The sequence below is a fragment of the Propioniciclava soli genome (assembly GCF_038502305.1).
Taxonomy (GTDB): Bacteria; Actinomycetota; Actinomycetes; order Propionibacteriales; family Propionibacteriaceae; genus Propioniciclava; species Propioniciclava soli.
This window is the reverse complement of sequence record NZ_CP115965.1, coordinates 1,608,443-1,624,484: the sequence shown is the minus strand read 5'-3', so window position 1 is coordinate 1,624,484 and position 16,042 is coordinate 1,608,443. Positions and strand designations below refer to the sequence as shown.

Here is a 16,042-nt window from a genome sequence, read left to right as displayed (position 1 = left end):
GCAACCTTACGGAGGCCCGTGGACGGTGTCGCCCGTCCGCGCCGTGTCGGGCTTGCGCACGGCGGGGTCGGGACGGGAGGGTGTCCTATATTTATGACACTCTTGGAGGTTTTCCTTGTCCCACACCCAGTGGCGTCCCCACCTCGGCTACCTGGACGGAGGCCCGCCCGTGACCTCCCTTTACGACATCGGGCCCATCGCCCTCGTCCCCGTCGCCGACAGTTCGCCCACCCTCAACGACCGGCACATCGCCACCGCCCGCAGGCAGGGCACCCAGGCGCACGCCGCCATCGCCGCCATCGCCGGGCTCCTGCCCGTCACCGCCGAGGAGGACCTGCCCGACCTGGTCCGCCGTGCCGTCGCCGAACATGTCGTAGGCCGCGAGAACGGGCGCATCGCCGTCGCGCGCGTCCGCGTGTCCGGCCTCGTCCACCAGTACGTCCGCGTGTTCCTCCCCCGCACCGCCACGTTCGCTGGCGCGGAGGTCCACACCCGCGGCCACGGACGTGCCGACCTCGCTTGGGACCACCCGCACGCCGGCGTCTTCTACGACGAGCTGAAGACCTACCGCTCCGCCGAAACCGCCCGCGACGCCACGGTCCTGACCCAGCTCGCCCGGTACGTGGCGGCGGGCACCGCCCGGCACGGGCTCGCCTTCGCCGGGGTCCGCCTCCTCACGCTCGGGAACACGGCCGCGTCCCTGCTCATGGCACCGGACGGCCGCACCACTCCCCTGTGGGACACCCACCTGTCCCCGGCCGTACTCGCAGGAAGGACCACGCCGTGACCGTCTCCTCTACCGACCGTGCCGCGTCTATAGCCCGGTTGCGCCGCCTCGCCGTCGACGGACGGGTCTCCAACCAGCACGTCCGCGACACCGCGGCACGGCTCGGTGTGACCCCTCGTACGGTCCGTCGCTGGCTCACGACCGACCCCCACCACGCCCCGGAACGTGCCGTCGTGGACATCGGCAGCACCACGGCGCCCGTCAACGGCGCCCGCACGGGCGCGAACGCCCGGGCCAGGTTCGAGATCACGCCCGAGCACCTCCTCGCGTACGCGGACAGCCGGTCCGTCCGAGAGGCGTACCGGCAGCTCGCCCGGCACGGGCAGGTCGACTGCTCGTACGCGACGTTCGCGCGGGCCCTCGCACGGGTCGACCCGGCCCGCAGGTACGGCGCTCTTGAAGGGTTCCCCGGCATGTCCCGCAACTGGGTGTACCTGCGCACCACGTCCCCGCACCGCAACCACTCGCTCCACGTCGACCACACCCACGCGGACGTGCGCGTCCTGCCCGACCACCGCGCGCGCACCGCGATCCGCCCGTACCTGACCGTGGCCGTGGACGCCGCCACGAGCCTTGTCCACGCGTTCCTGTGGAAGACGCCAGTGAACACCGACTTGGTCGCAGCCGCCCTCGCGGAGGTCGCGACCGAGCGCGACTACCACGGCGTGACCCTCGGCGGCGTCCCCGAGCAGGTCGTCTTCGACAACGGCGCCGAGAACTACGCCGCCGTCACGCACAAGTCGGCGGACATGCTCGGCTGGGTCGTGTCCCCCATCCCGCCGTACTCGTCCTGGCTGAACGGGAAGGCCGAACGCGCGATCCAGCTCGTGAACTCCCGCCTCACAGGGCGCGCCCCCGGCGCCCTGCACGTCGGCACCACACAGGACGGGAAGCGGCGCGTGTCGCGAACCTGCCGAAGGACACCGACCTGTCCTCCGTGTGGACGTGGCACGCGCTCAACTTGGCCCTCACCGAGGTTGTGGACGAGATCAACACCGGCATCCCCGTGAAGGAGCTCGGCGGGCTCACGCGCCTGCAGGCGTACGCGGCCGACCCGACCGAACAGCGGTTCCTCGACCCGGCCGAGCTGCGCGCAGCGATGATGCCGGCCGCGAAGGACACATGCCGGGCCACGAAGAACGGCATCCACTTCGACAACGGCCAGTACGTATCCGCGGACTTGCGCGTCGGCACCGACTACCGCATCCGTCACATGGCACGGTCCCGCGACTTCATAGAGGTGTTCGACACGTCCGGGGAGCACGTGGCCCGCGCATGGAAGGTAGACGTGGTGCCGAAGTCCGAACGCGACGCGATCCTCGCCAAGCGCGCCCGCGACTCGAAGGAGCTGAACCGCGTGAACGAGTCCCTGCGGATCGTCCGCGAGCAGCGCGCTCGCTCCGGCAACGCGATCGCCGCCGCCCACCACGCGGACGGCAACCAGGACGACGACGGCCCGGACGGTGCGACCACGCCGGTCGTGCCCGAGCCGGTCGTCAAGCTCGACCGGCGCAAGCGCCGCACCGCCCCCGCCGCGAAGCCGCCCGCCCCGGCCCCCGCCCTCCCGGCCGAGCTGCCCGACCGGTACGGCGACGACCTGCCCGACTGAACCCCCCCCCCCCCCTGAGAGGAACAACCCCGTGACTGTCACCGACCGGACCCAGGTCCCGTTCTCCGCGATCCTGCGGGACGACCCCGCGGTCACGCCCTACTTCCGCGACGCGTACGCGAAAATCCGGTACGCGACAGAGGAGAACGCGATCGTCGCGATCGACGGGCCGCCCGGCACGGGCAAGACGACCTGCGCGGTGTACGCCGCCGACCGGGTCGCCCGTCCAGCCGTGATCGTCACCATGTCCGACAGGCCCGCCCCGCTCGACGTGCTACGCCACTCCTACCAGGCGGTCACCGGGGAACGGTGCGGGCGCCTCACCCGGTACGACCTCGGGAACCTGCTCGGCGACACCCTGCCCGAGTGGGGCGGGCTGCTCGTCGTGGACGAGCTCCAGAACGCGCAGGTGTCCGCGATGAAGGAACTGGTGTGGCTGCACGAGACGACCCGTGGCGGGTTCGCGCTCGCGGCCGTCGGGTCGGACGTCCTCGAAGCGGTCGCCCGGTACCCGCAGCTCGAATCGCGCGTCCTCACGTCCGCGACGTTCGCGCCGCTGGAAGGGGACGACCTGCTAGCGGCCGTCGGGCGCCTGCACCCGGGGTTCGCGCTCGCGGACCCGGCCGACGTGTTCGTCCACGACCGGGTCGTGTGCCGGGGCCTGATCCGCACGTGGGCGCACACCGCGCGCGTCCTCGCCGACGACGACCCGTCCGTGCCCGTGACCGGGCCCAGGTTCGCGTGGGCGCGCGGCGTCCTCATGGCGAGGAGGACCGCGTGACCACCAGCCGGTACCTGTGGGCCGACCCCGCCGACCACTCCCGCGCGATCCGGGACGCGGGGACCGTGGACGACGGCGTGGTCCTGTCCGTCGTCCGCCCCCACCGCCGCCCGTACACGTTCCACCAGGACGTACTCGCGGCGATCGGGGCGCGGCACGACGTGCGGGGCGCGACCGCCCGCTCCGGGGCGGGTCGCGAGCTCGCGCTTGTCGAGTCGTGGCTGGCCGGGTACCGGGTGGACACGGTCGTCCTCGCGCACGCGGACATGATCGGCGTCCCCGCGTGGATCGGGCCCGTCGCGGACGCGGTGGAGGCAGCGGGCGCGGACCTCGTCCTCGTGTCCGACGACTCCGCGGACGGGCCGTTCGCGGACTGGTGCGACGCGAACGGGATGCCGGTCGAGACTGGCCTCGACCCGTCACTGTGCACCGTCCGCGCAAGCGGCCACGAACCGCCCGCGGAGCGTGCCGGGCGTCCGTTCCCGGTGCATGTGCCGCGGGCCGCGTTCTACGTGTGGCGCGCCCGTGCCCGCGACACGCTACCGCCCGCCGACTTCGCGGTCGTCGACCGGCTCTACAGGTCCGTGTTCGCGTCCGTGGTAGCCGACCCGCCCGGCGACGCCGACACGGCCACCCGCACCATCGCCAGCCTGCTCGCGGACAAGACCGGCCCGGGCGAGTGCGTGACCGTCGTCCGTGCCACCCAAGCCGCGATGTTCACGTCCGGGTTCTTCCTGAACCTGGTCACGAACGCCGCGCTCGCGGCCGTCCGCGCCAACGAGCACCGCCGCCTCGACGGGCACGAGATCCGGTCCCTGCGCGCGTACGCCGAACCGTGGGTCGGGACCGCGGTCCTCCTCCACGACGCGGGCATGGAGTACGGCGCGAACATGTCCAGGCTCCGGCTCCGGCACGTCACCCCGGACGGAACCCTCACCGGGAACCGACGGGATGCGTGGACGTTCCACGACGACGCGATCCCGTTCCTGCGCGCGCAACGGCACCTGCGCGTCCTCGAAGGCGCCGGGCCCGACGACCCGTTCCTGGCCCGCTCAGGCCGCGACGTCGCGGACGCCGTCCGGTGGGCCAGGTCAGACCTGAACCTGTCCGGCACTGCCCACGCTAGCCAGCCCGACCAGTGGGTCAAGTCGCTGCGCCTCACCGTCACGCCCGTGGGAAGGAGCCGGTAATGCCCAAGCACGTCCCCGCGAACGGTGCCGCGCTCGCCACCGCCGTCCGGGCCGCAGGCATGTCCGAACGGGAAGCGTGCCGCGCCGCGGGCCTGTCCCCGTCCGCGTTCCGCTACATCATCGTCGCCGACGGCATCCACCCCTCCACGCCCATCGGGAACGTCCAGGCGATCGTCACGACCGCTGGCATCACTTGGTCCGAGCTCCTCGACGACGAGCAAGACCAGCCAACGCCCGACCGGGCTCCCACGCACCTGCCCGACGAGACCCGCCTGACTGTCCTGGCCCGCGTCCTCACCACCGCCCGGTACGGCACCCCCATCGAGCACTTGTGCATCGTGTTCGGGTACACCCTCGACCAGCTCGAAGACGACCTCGCCACCCTCGCGCCCCGGTTCGCCGCCCTCGGACTCACGCTCGTGTACCCCAACAACGGCGCCGTCTCCGTCTCCCGCGGCACCGACCCCGACACCACCCAGGCGATCGACGCGCTCGACCGCCTCGACGCCGCGAACCGGCCACTGTCCCGCTCCGCCGCGAGCGTCCTCCACCGCGCCTACACCGGCGCCCTCACCGAGCGACGCGCAACCCGCCAGGACCGGATCGACATGTCCGCCCTCACTAACCGCGGCGCCCTCACCCCCGGACACGGCCCCGCCCTGTCCCCGCACACCGCCTACTCCCTGATGCTCGACGAGGACCGCACCGCCATGACCTAGACAGACGACGCCCCCGACTCGGGGGACGCGAAAGCCCCGGACCGTACTCGGCCCGGGGCAATCGGTCGTGCTGTTCTCATCCTTTTGTCACTCCCGTTCTCACGGGCCTCCCATGACGCCTTCCTCGCCTGCGACCTGCACAAGCAGTGGTGACATCCGGTGCGACGCTGGTGACAAAACCGTGCGACGGCGGTGACACCAGCGTCTCATTACGGTGACATTCGGGTGAGAACTGGCATCAGCTGCAGCCGCTGGTCGAGCCGCAGCCCTCGCAGACGTAGCAGCTGCCCGATGGCCGCATCTTCGTGCCGCAGGTGAAGCACAGGGGCGCGTCGACGGCGTGACCGGTGACCCGCTCCATGAGTTCGGCGGTGGTGTGCGCACCGGTGAGGTCCGGGCTCGCGGAGACCAGGCTCGGCTGGTTCGGGCCCGACTCGTCGAAGCGCATGTCGTCGATCGCGTCGTTCTTGAGCGACTCCGACTCGATGAGCTGGGCCTCGTCCTCCTCGGAGAGGTAGGAACCGGTCTCGACGTACCGGGCCCGCTCGCTGGCGGTGTAGATGCCCAGCTCGCCGCGTTCGTCGAAGCTCAGGTAGTCCAGCGCCAGCCGCTTGAAGACGTAGTCGATCACCGACTGCGCCATCCGCAGGTCGACGTCGTCGGTCATGCCGGCGGGCTCGAACTTGAGGTTCGTGAACTTCTGGACGTACGTCTCCAGCGGCACGCCGTACTGCAGCGCGATCGAGATCGCGATGGAGAAGGCGTCCATGACACCGGCCAGCGTCGAGCCCTGCTTGCCGAGCTTGAGGAACAGCTCGCCCAGACGGCCGTCCTCGTACTCCGAGCTCGTCATGTAACCCTCGGCGCCACCCACGGTGAACGACGTCGTCCGCGACATGCGCTGCTTGGGCAACCGCTGCCGACGCGGGCGGTACTCGACGCGCACCGCCGGCTCGGCCTTCACCTCGACGACCGGCTCGACCTTCTTCTTGGCATCGCTGAGCGGCTGGCCCACCTTGCAGTTGTCGCGGTAGACGGCCAGGGCCTTGAGCCCGAGCTGCCAGCCCTGCATGTACACGTCGGCGATGTCCTCGACCGTGGCCGACTCGGGCAGGTTCACCGTCTTGGAGATCGCGCCGGACAGGAAGGGCTGCACGGCCGCCATCATCCGCACGTGGCCCATCGGCTTGATGGCCCGCTCACCCATCGCGGTGTCGAACACCTCGTAGTGCTCCGTCTTCAGCCCGGGCGCCCCCACGACGTGGCCGTGCTCGGCGATGTAGGCGACGATCGCCTCCACAACCTCGGCGGAGTACCCGAGCCTGCCCAGGGCGCGCGGGATCGTCTGGTTGACGATCTGCATCGACCCGCCGCCAACCAGCTTCTTGAACTTCACCAGCGAGAAGTCCGGCTCGATGCCGGTGGTGTCGCAGTCCATCATGAAGCCGATCGTGCCGGTCGGCGCGAGCAGGGACGCCTGCGCGTTGCGGAAGCCCTGCTTCGCGCCCAGTTCGACGACATGGGCCCATTCGGCGCTGGCGGCGTCGTGAACCGGGCGGTCCGCCGCCTCCACGATACGCAGGTCGTCGTTCGCGGCCTGGTGCTTGCGCATGACCTTCTGGTGCGCCGACGCGTTGCGCGCGTAACCGGCGTAGGGGCCGACGACGCCGGCCAGTTCGGCCGAGCGACGGTAGGCCGCCGCGGTCATGAGCGACGTGATCGCCGCAGCGAGGCTGCGCCCACCCGGGGAGTCGTAGCCCCGGCCCATGGCCATCAGCAGCGCGCCCAGGTTGGCGTAGCCGATGCCGAGCTGGCGGTAGTCACGCGTCGTCTGCGTGATCGCCTCGGTCGGGAAGTCGGCGAAGCAGATCGAGATGTCCATGGCCGTGATGATGAGCTCGCAGGCCTTCACGAACGTCTCCACCTCGAAGGTGTCGTCGTCGCGCAGGAACTTCAGCAGGTTGAGGCTGGCCAGGTTGCAGGAGCTGTTGTCGAGGCTCATGTACTCCGAGCACGGGTTGGACGCCGTGATGCGGCCCGTCTCGGGGTTGGTGTGCCACGCGTTGATCGTGTCGTCGTACTGGATGCCGGGGTCGGCGCACTGCCACGCGGCCTCGGCGATCTTGCGGAACAGGACGCGGGCGTCCACCTCCTCGATCACCTCCCCCGTCATCCGACCGCGCAGCCCGAACTCGGTGCCCTCCTCGACAGCCTTCATGAACGTGTCGTTGACGCGCACCGAGTTGTTGGCGTTCTGGTATTGGACGCTGACGATGTCCTTGCCGCCGAGATCCATGTCGAAGCCGGCGTCGCGCAGCGCGCGGATCTTGTCCTCCTCACGCGCCTTCGTCTCGACGAACTCCTCGATGTCGGGGTGATCGACGTCGAGCACGACCATCTTCGCCGCGCGGCGGGTGGCGCCGCCCGACTTGATCGTGCCGGCCGAGGCGTCCGCCCCCCGCATGAAGGAGACCGGCCCGGACGCGGTGCCACCGGAGGACAGCAGCTCCTTGCTCGAGCGGATGCGGGACAGGTTCAGGCCGGCACCGGAGCCGCCCTTGAAGATGAAGCCCTCCTCCTTGTACCAGTTGAGGATCGAGTCCATCGAGTCATCGACGCTGAGGATGAAGCATGCGCTGACCTGCTGGGGGCTCTGCGTGCCGACGTTGAACCAGACCGGGCTGTTGAAGCTGAACACCTGGTGGAGGAGCATCCAGGTCAGCTCGTGGTCGAAGATCTCGGCATCCTCGGGCGTCGCGAAGTATCCGTTCTCCTCGCCCGCGGTGCGGTATTTGCCGACGACCCGGTCGATCAGCTGGCGCAGGCTGCGCTCGCGCTGGGGCGTCCCCACGGCGCCGCGGAAGTACTTGGTGGTGACGATGGTGGAGGCGTTGAGACTCCAGAAGTCCGGGAACTCCACGTCGCGCTGCTCGAAGACCGTTTCGCCGGTCTTCCAGTTCGTCTGGACGACGTCGCGCGACTCCCAGGTCACCTCGTCATAGGGGTGGGCGCCCTCGGTGGTGAACACGCGCTCGATGGTCAGGCCGGCGCCGCCCTTCGTCGCGCCCTTGCGGGGTGCCTGCTTCGTCTCGGTCATGGAATACCCTTCTCCTCCTGGGTTGTTCGGCGCCCGCGGGGCGCCGGTGGGTGGTTTCAGAACAGCTGCTGCTCAGTGGGTTCGGGCACGTCCGACGACGCACCCACGGACGACAGCTCCCCCCGGAGACGGTCGATCTCCGCCTCGAAGTCCTCCACGGACTGGTAGTGGCGGTACACGGACGCGAACCTCAGGTACGCCACCGCGTCGAGTTCTCGCAGGGGGCCCAGAATGGCCACCCCGACCTCGTCCGCCGGGATCTCCGCCTGGCCCGCGGCGCGCAGCGCCTCCTCGACCTGCTGGCCGAGGCGAGCCAGCTCGCCCTCCGACACCGGACGGCCCTTGCAGGCCTTCCGCACGCCGCTGACGACCTTCTCGCGCGAGAAGGGCTCAACCACGCCGGAGCGCTTCACGACGACGAGCTGCATCTGCTCAAGGGTGGTGAAACGCCGCTGGCACGACCGGCACTCCCGCCGCCGCCGGATTGAGGTGCCGTCCTCCGCCACGCGCGAGTCGAGGACGCGGGAATCGGTGAATCGGCAGTACGGACAGTGCACGGCTCTCCCTCCTCCCGCGACAGCCTCGCCCTGTGGACGAAGGTGTGGATCTCCCGTGGACACCCTGTGCGCCACGACCACAATCTGTGGATGAACGACACCGATGTAACTACTACATGTAGAGGTTAGGAGCAGAGGTGGGCACGATGCAAGCTCGTCGGCGCGTCGCGCCGGTGCGGCGCGCCGACGTCGGTCAACGCCCCGGCTGAGGAGCCACGAACGCCGCCGTCAGGGCCGTTTCGGCCACCGGCTCATTGCTCACGGCGAGGAAGGCCCCGACCAACGTCGTGGCCATGACCCCCACCACGACGGCAACCAGCATCACCATCACCGCCACACCCCGGGGCGTCCAGTACAGCCGGCCGGACGCCGACGGGGCAGCGGCCGGCCGCGCAACCGACGTCACCGACCGCACCTCCGCACACGCCCTCGCGCCGGACGCCGTCCAGGCGCGCCCGCGTCGATCGGCTCCCACACCCCGCACGGCGCCACGCGCCGCGGCGACCCGCCCTGCGTCAGGCCGCGCCCGGTCCGGGCCCGTCGCGTCCGAGCGTGACGCCGGCCCCCGCGTGCCAAGCTGGCGAGGGGCGCGGGCCGGCGCGGTGCGGGCGGGTTCCGCCGCCATCGGGTCACGCGGGGTGGCAGACCGGACCGCCGGGCGATCCATCAGAACTGCACTCATGGTGGCTTCCTCTCCTGGTGCACCGGTCGAACATCTGTTCGATCAGTATGAACCGAACGGGCGAGCGATTGCAAGCACCCATCGCACATCTGTTCGAGCGTGCTGCTCACCTGGGGACGAGTCCATCAGCCGCCTCCGACAGTTTTCGAACCGAGTCGCGCGACACGTCGAACAGATGTTTGAATGCCCCCCGTGCGGAGCGCTAGCGTGACCTCCATGGCGACCACCACGACACCGAACCCGAACCCGTCGCGCCGCGGGCGGCCCCGCAAGCAGATTCCCAAGCAGTCCCACCGCGGCCGGCCCAGCGACGCCGATCTCGAGAAGCTCAGCAAGATTCGCCCCCTGCCCGACGGCCCTGCCGGGGAGGACGGGCTGACGATCCGGCAGCGCATGATCCTGCACCACATCCGCGAGATGGTCGAGGCGCGGGGCTTCCCCCCCACCATCCGTGAGATGGGCGACGCGGTCGGTCTGGCCTCGCCCAGCAGCGTGACCCACCAGCTCAAGGTGCTGGAGAAGAAGGGCTTCCTGCTTCGGGATCCCAAGCGTCCGCGCGCCCTCATGGTGCGGCTGCCCGGTGAGGCCACCGGGGCCGTCGCGCACGAGGAGGAGGCGGACGAGGTCGTGCCGGACGCCGATGTCCACGTGAGCGCCTCGGTGCAGGTTCCCCTGGTGGGCCGCATCGCGGCGGGTGGGCCGATCCTCGCCGAGGAACACGTCGAGGAGGTGCTTCCCCTCCCCCGCGACCTGGTGGGTGAGGGGCGGCTGTTCCTGCTCCAGGTCAAGGGCGACTCGATGATCGACGCGGCCATCTGCGACGGCGACTACGTCGTGGTCCGCCAACAGCCGGACGCGAACAATGGCGAGATCGTCGCGGCGCTCATCGACGGCGAGGCGACGGTCAAGACCTTCAAGCGGACGCCGGGGCAGGTGTGGCTGTTGCCCCACAACGACGCCTACTCCCCCATCGACGGCAACCAGGCCACCATCCTGGGCAAGGTCACCGCGGTGCTGCGGCGCGTCTGACTCGGCGTCACCCCCCGGGCGGACGTGGTGTCGCCCGGGGGCTCAGCCCGCCGCCTCGCTGGCCAGCCGACGCAGGCCAGCGATCGCGGTCTCCCGGTCCGTGGTCTGCCAGAAGTCGGGCATCGACGCCCGCAGGAACGAGCCATAGCGGGCCGTGCGCAGACGCGGGTCGAGCACCGCCACGACGCCCCGGTCGCTGACCCGGCGGATGAGGCGTCCGCTGCCCTGGGCCAGCAACAGGGCCGCGTGGTGGGCCGCGACCGTCATGAACCCCTTGCCCCCGGCCTGCTGGGCCGCCTGCTGGCGCGCGCGCATCAGCGGCTCGTCGGGCCGCGGGAAGGGAATCTTGTCGATGATGACGAGCTGGCACGTGTCCCCCGGCACGTCGACGCCCTGCCACAGGCTGAGCGTGCCGAACAGGCTCGTGGTGGGCTCGGCGACGAAGCGGCGCACCAGCTCCGGGAGCTGCGCGTCGCCCTGGCACAAGGTGGTGAACGATGGCAGTTCGGCGCGGCAGTGGCGCGCCGCCGCCTCGGCGTTGCGTTGCGAGGCGAACAGGCCGAGCGTGCGTCCGCCGGCCGCCCACACCAGCTCGGAGATCTCGGCCAGGGCCTCGGGGCCGATTCCGTCCCGCGAGGGTGCGGGCAGGTGTGCCGCCACGTACACGATGCCCTGTCGGGTGTAGTCGAACGGCGATCCCACATCCAGGCCGCGCCATGCCTGGGCCGACGCGGGAGCGCCGCTCCCGGCTCCCCCGGCGTCCGCTGCCCCCGACTCCTGGCCGACCTCGTCGTGCCGCTTGCGCGGCGCGCCCACCGCGGTCGCCCCGTCGGCGAGCCGCTCGCTGCGCCACAGGCCCACGGTGCGGGCCACGCCCTCGAACTCACCGCCGAGCTTGAGCGTGGCCGAGGTCAGCACGGTCGGCGTCTGCGCGAACACCTTGTCGCGCATGAGCAGCGCGACGTCCAGCGGCGCGATGACGAGCCAGCGCCCCCCACGCTCCCGGTCGCTCAACCACAACACGTCCCCGTCACCGAGCACTGCCATGCGCTCGGCCACATCGAGGATCTCCTTGGCCGCCGCGCCGGCCTGCTTGTCGGTGGCGTCGTCGGACTTGGCCAACACCCCTGCGACCTCACGCGTCACCTCCCGCAGACGCGCCAGGACGCCGAACACCGGCGCCTCGGGGTCGGTGATGCGATCCGGCTCGATCGTCGTCAGCACACCGGTGAGCTCGTCGGCCAGCTCGAGGAACTGCACACCCAGGTCGTCGTCGACCGCCCCGAGGCAGCGACGCGCGACCCGCTCCACCTGGGCGGGGCCCAGCTCGGCGGACGCCGCGCCCGTGACGCGGCTGACCAGCTCGTGCGCCTCGTCGATGATCAACCGGTCGTGATCGGGCAACGCAGTGTGGCCGTGCATGGCGTCGATGGCGAGCAGGGCGTGGTTGGTCACGACCAGCTGGCTTGCCCGCGCGGTCTCCCGCGACTTCTCCACGAAGCACACGTCCCCGAACGGGCACGCGGTGGCGCCGAGGCACTCGCGCACCGGCACGGAGACCTGCGCCCAGGCTGCGGCGGTGTGCGTCGGGGCGTCGTCACGGTCGCCGGACGCCTCGGTGTCGAGCTGCTCCTTCGCCCACTCGCGCAGCGCCACGACCTCCGCGCCCACCACGGTGGCGGCGTCCGCCCGCGCACCGCTGCGCAGACTCTCCGCGACATCGGCCCCGGCGAGAAGACTCCCCTGGTCGGCTCCCGCACCGTCGATCACCCGATGGAGGCAGGCGTAGTTGGTGCGGCCCTTGAGGATCGCGTGCGACACCGATCGTCCCGTCACCGTGGCGGCCGCCGCCACCGCGGCCGGAATGTCGGTGTGGGCCAGCTGCGCCTGCAGCGCCAGCGTGGCGGTGGCGATGACGATGCGCTCGCGGGGGTGGGAGTGCAGCCGAGCGAGCGCCGGCGCCAGGTAGCCGAGCGACTTGCCGGTGCCCGTGCCGGCCTGCACGAGCAGGTGCTCCTCGCGCTCCATGGCCTGCTCGACGGCCTGCGCCATCCGCACCTGGCCGTCGCGCGGCGTCCCACCGATGCGGTCGACGGCCGCAGCCAAGATGGTGGTGGCCGTCGGCTGCGGGGTGCTCATCCGATCACCGTAACGGACGACGGCGCGCCGCCCCAGTTCGGGGCGCCGCGCCTGTGGACAGCGCGTCGGTGGAGCGGCTCAGACGAACCGCACCCAGTTGGGGCCCTCGCCGGTGGCCACCTGGTCCAGCTCGGTGAGCCGGCCGTCCAGGCTGATGCCGACCAGGCTGACCCGGCCCGACGCCTCACCCGCGACGAGCAGCTGGGCACCGTCCGGGGTGACGTTGAACCCGCGGGGCTGCGTCTGGGTCTCGGCCAGCGCGACGACCTCACCGAGGTGACCGTCGGCGTCCAGCCTCACCGCCGCCAGCGTGCTCTCGGTGCGCTCCGAGCAGACGAGGTACGCCTCCTCACGCGCCAGGTGCAGATCGGCGCCCCAGACGAGGTGGCCCTCCTTCGGGTCCGCCCCCAGCTCGCTGTCGGACAGCCCCCGGTCAGTGGCGTGGGCGCGCACCGACTCGGCCCGGGTCAGCGTGCCGGTCTCGGTGTCGCGGTCGAACCGGATGGCCTCGCCGGTGAACTCGGTCATCAGGTAGGCCGACGTCTCGTCGAAGGACAAGATGAGGTGGCGCGGCCCGGCATCGGCGTCGAGGCCGACGGTCGGCGGCTCGAGCGGCGAGAGTGCCCCGTCGCGAGAGATCGCGCACTGGGCCACGAGATCGTCCCCGAGCGCCACGAAGTAGGCGTGCTGCCCCGCGGCGTCCGTCACGACGCAGTGGACGTTGCGGTGCTGCACCGGCTTGGAACGCTCCCCGACCACCCCGTCGGTGACCGGCCACGTCGCCCCCCAGCCCCCGCCGTAGGACGCACCGAGCAGCAGTTCACCGCCCCGCGCCAGGGTGAGGTACGCCAACGCATCCGGCACCTCGGTGCGCGACAGCTCGCTCAGCGTGCCGGTGAGCCGGTCCAGCTCCAGCGTCACGATGCCCGGCGAGGGCTCCTTGACGGCGGTGTACACGCGGTTGCGGGCGGCGTCCACGGCGAAGGTGCTGCACCCGGCACCCACCTCGCTCGTGCCGACCACCCGCAGGTGGTCATCGTCCACGGCGACCACGGAGATCGTGCCCGCCTTGGCGTTGCCGACAAGGGCCAACAGTGCGTCAGTCATGGGTCCATCGTAGGCGGACGCCGCCCGCCCACGCAGGCGCCGCGGACGCCCGAGCGGACGCGTTCAGGCTGAACGTTCGCTGAACTCCGCCAACTCGCCGGCCAGATCGGCGTTCACCCGAGCGATGACCCGGGTGCCGTCGCCGGTGTGCTCGGTGGTGAGGATCTCCCCCGCCTTGTGGATCCGATCCACCAGGTCGTGACGGGCGTACGGGATCATGGCGCGCACCTCGACCGGCGGACGCGGGAGTCGCTCCTCGACGCGGGCGCGCAGCTCCTCGACCCCCGCGCCCGTGCGCGCCGAGACGAACAGCGCGTCCGGGGCCAGGGTGCGCAGCGGCACGAGTGCGTCCGGGTCGGCCAGGTCGATCTTGTTGAACACGATCTGCTCGGCGAGGTTGCCCGCGCCGATCTCGTTCAACACCGATCGGACGGCGCTGATCTGCCCGGCCGGGTCGGGATCGGAGGCGTCGACCACGTGGACGAGCAGGTCGGCGTCCGCCGATTCCTCCAGCGTGGAGCGGAACGCCTCGACCAGATCGTGGGGCAGGTGCCGGACGAAGCCGACCGTGTCGGTCAGGGTGAAGACGCGCCCGTCGGCGGTCTCGCTGCGCCGGGTGGTCGGGTCGAGCGTCGCGAACAGGGCATTTTCCACCAGGACGCCGGCGCCCGTGAGCCGGTTCAGCAGCGACGACTTGCCGGCGTTGGTGTAGCCGACGATGGCGACGGAGGGCACCTGGTTGCGCTTGCGCTCGGCGCGCTTGGTGTCGCGCACGGCGTCCATGTCACGCAACCGCTTGCGGAGCTGGGCGATGCGGCTGCCGATGCGCCGGCGGTCGGTCTCGATCTTGGTCTCACCGGGGCCGCGGCCGCCGATGCCCGCGCCGGCCGCCGCCCGGCCGCCGGCCTGGCGGGAGAGGTTGCCGCCCCAGCCGCGCAGCCGTTGCCGCAGGTACTGCAACTGGGCCAGCTCGACCTGGGCCTTGCCCTCGATGGACTTGGCGTGTGTCGCGAAGATGTCCAGGATCAGCGCCGTCCGGTCGATGACCTTGACGCCGATCCGGTCCTCCAGGTTGCGCAGCTGGGCGGGCTCCAGCTCCCCGTCACAGATGACGGTGTCGGCGCCGGTCGCGATCACCACCTCGCGCACCTCGTCGACCTTGCCGCGGCCGATGTAGGTGGCCGGGTCCGGGCTGGTGCGCCGCTGGACCAGCCCCTCGAGCACGTCGGAACCGGCCGTCTCGGCGAGCAGCTTGAGCTCGGCCATCGCGTTGTCGCTGTCGGCCTGCGTGCCGGACGTCCACACCCCGACGAGGACGACGCGCTCCAGCTGCAGCTCGCGGTACTCGACCTCGGTGATGTCGGCCAACTGCGTCGACATGCCCGCCACGCGCCGCAGCGAGATGCGCTCGGCGAGATCGAGCTGGTCACCGTCGTAGTCGACGGATTCGGGATCGGCGCCATACGGCTCGTGCGTCATGCTTCCTCCTGGGGCCACGCGACGTCGCCGCGGGCCACGATCTCGGCGGGTCCGGTCAGCCAGGCGTCCCCGTCGCGGAGGGTGACCTCCACGGAGCCGCCCGGCACGTCCACCCGCCAGGTGCTTTCACTCTGGTTCTCGCCACGGTCAGCCAGCGCTGCGGCCACGGCGACCGTGCCCGTGCCGCACGAGGCGGTCTCACCCACGCCGCGCTCGAACACGCGCATGCGAACGTGATGGTCCCCGACCGGGGCGACGAACTCGATGTTGACGCCGTCGGGGAAGGCCTCACGCGGCGTCCAGACCGGCGGACGCGTCAGGTCGAGCCCGTCGAGGTCGTCGCCCTCCAGCCAGACGACCGCGTGCGGGTTGCCGACGTCGACCGCGCGCGCCCGCCAGCGCTGTTCGGGAACGCCCGCGGCGAGGCTCACCTCGACCTCCGCGGCGGCCAGGCGGGGGCGTCCCATCGCGACGCGGATGCGGCCGTCGGGCAGCACCTCCGCTTCGCGCAGGCCCGCCCGGGTGCCGATGCCGACGGTGGTGGTGCCGGCCGGCACCAACCCCTCGGCCACGAGGTGCCGCGCGAACACGCGGACGCCGTTGCCGCACATCTCGGCGATCGAGCCATCGGCGTTGCGGTAGTCCATGAACCACAGGTCGGGGTCGCCGCTCCACTCCGGAACATGGCGAGCGCGCACAGCCCGCAGGACGCCGTCACCGCCGATGCCGCCGCGCCGGTCACACAGGAAGCGCACGGCGGCGTCGGTGAGCAAGAGCTCGTCGTCGGGGTCGACGAGGAGGACGAAGTCGTTCTTCGTCCCGTGCCCCTTCGCAAAGCTCACCACCGCGTCATTCTCCCACACGAG

14 protein-coding genes are annotated in these 16,042 nt (G+C 71.3%); 7 read left to right on the top strand and 7 right to left on the bottom strand.

The genetic code is table 11. From position 1 onward, the window contains the following. The first annotated feature begins 115 nt into the window (after nucleotides 1-115). The 6 genes from PCC79_RS07440 to PCC79_RS07415 are packed head-to-tail and all read left to right on the top strand — an operon-like array spanning nucleotide 116 to nucleotide 5,086. Nucleotides 116-787: a hypothetical protein gene (locus tag PCC79_RS07440; protein WP_342373431.1), complete on the top strand. Its 672-nt coding sequence runs from the start codon at nucleotides 116-118 to the stop codon at nucleotides 785-787. Beyond that, a complete protein-coding gene (locus PCC79_RS07435) occupies nucleotides 784-1,797 on the top strand; it encodes a hypothetical protein (protein ID WP_342373430.1) in 1,014 nt (337 codons plus the stop codon). The genes PCC79_RS07440 and PCC79_RS07435 overlap by 4 nt, the downstream gene beginning before the upstream one ends. Beyond that, the gene (locus PCC79_RS07430) at nucleotides 1,725-2,396 is read left to right on the top strand and encodes a hypothetical protein (RefSeq protein WP_342373429.1); all 672 of its coding nucleotides are present in this window, start codon (nucleotides 1,725-1,727) and stop codon (nucleotides 2,394-2,396) included. Before PCC79_RS07435 ends, PCC79_RS07430 begins: the two co-directional genes overlap by 73 nt. A 31-nt stretch (nucleotides 2,397-2,427) precedes the next feature. After that, entirely contained in the window at nucleotides 2,428-3,177 is a 750-nt protein-coding gene (locus tag PCC79_RS07425) for an ATP-binding protein (protein WP_342373428.1), read from the top strand. Beyond that, a complete protein-coding gene (locus PCC79_RS07420; RefSeq protein WP_342373427.1) occupies nucleotides 3,174-4,367 on the top strand; it encodes a hypothetical protein in 1,194 nt (397 codons plus the stop codon). Before PCC79_RS07425 ends, PCC79_RS07420 begins: the two co-directional genes overlap by 4 nt. After that, nucleotides 4,367-5,086 (top strand): hypothetical protein, encoded by a 720-nt coding sequence (locus PCC79_RS07415; RefSeq protein WP_342373426.1) that lies wholly within the window; start codon nucleotides 4,367-4,369, stop codon nucleotides 5,084-5,086. Before PCC79_RS07420 ends, PCC79_RS07415 begins: the two co-directional genes overlap by 1 nt. 238 nt (nucleotides 5,087-5,324) lie before the next feature. Here PCC79_RS07415 and PCC79_RS07410 read toward each other — a convergent pair whose 3' ends face one another. The 3 genes from PCC79_RS07410 to PCC79_RS07400 form a co-directional block, all read right to left on the bottom strand. Further along, nucleotides 5,325-8,183: a vitamin B12-dependent ribonucleotide reductase gene (locus PCC79_RS07410; protein ID WP_232548075.1), complete on the bottom strand. Its 2,859-nt coding sequence runs from the start codon at nucleotides 8,181-8,183 to the stop codon at nucleotides 5,325-5,327. A gap of 56 nt (nucleotides 8,184-8,239) precedes the next feature. Further along, entirely contained in the window at nucleotides 8,240-8,740 is a 501-nt protein-coding gene (gene nrdR, locus PCC79_RS07405; RefSeq protein ID WP_232548076.1) for a transcriptional regulator NrdR, read from the bottom strand. 193 nt (nucleotides 8,741-8,933) lie between these two features. Continuing rightward, on the bottom strand, nucleotides 8,934-9,146 hold the full coding sequence (locus tag PCC79_RS07400; RefSeq protein WP_232548077.1) for a hypothetical protein: 213 nt from the start codon (nucleotides 9,144-9,146) through the stop codon (nucleotides 8,934-8,936). 492 nt (nucleotides 9,147-9,638) lie between these two features. On the opposite strand from PCC79_RS07400, the gene lexA reads away from it, so the two are divergent. After that, entirely contained in the window at nucleotides 9,639-10,451 is an 813-nt protein-coding gene (gene lexA, locus PCC79_RS07395; RefSeq protein WP_232548078.1) for a transcriptional repressor LexA, read from the top strand. A 42-nt stretch (nucleotides 10,452-10,493) separates the two neighbouring features. On the opposite strand, the gene PCC79_RS07390 is transcribed toward lexA, so the two are convergent. The 4 genes from PCC79_RS07390 to dapF form a co-directional block, all read right to left on the bottom strand. Continuing rightward, nucleotides 10,494-12,590: an ATP-dependent DNA helicase gene (locus PCC79_RS07390; protein WP_232548079.1), complete on the bottom strand. Its 2,097-nt coding sequence runs from the start codon at nucleotides 12,588-12,590 to the stop codon at nucleotides 10,494-10,496. Between the two features lie 78 nt (nucleotides 12,591-12,668). Continuing rightward, nucleotides 12,669-13,697 (bottom strand): lactonase family protein, encoded by a 1,029-nt coding sequence (locus tag PCC79_RS07385; protein ID WP_342373425.1) that lies wholly within the window; start codon nucleotides 13,695-13,697, stop codon nucleotides 12,669-12,671. Nucleotides 13,698-13,760: 63 nt separating this feature from the next. Continuing rightward, on the bottom strand, nucleotides 13,761-15,176 hold the full coding sequence (hflX, locus tag PCC79_RS07380; protein WP_232548081.1) for a GTPase HflX: 1,416 nt from the start codon (nucleotides 15,174-15,176) through the stop codon (nucleotides 13,761-13,763). Further along, nucleotides 15,173-16,021, bottom strand: coding sequence for a diaminopimelate epimerase (dapF, locus tag PCC79_RS07375; protein ID WP_232548286.1), 849 nt, complete (start codon nucleotides 16,019-16,021; stop codon nucleotides 15,173-15,175). Before dapF ends, hflX begins: the two co-directional genes overlap by 4 nt. Between the last annotated feature and the right edge of the window lie 21 nt (nucleotides 16,022-16,042).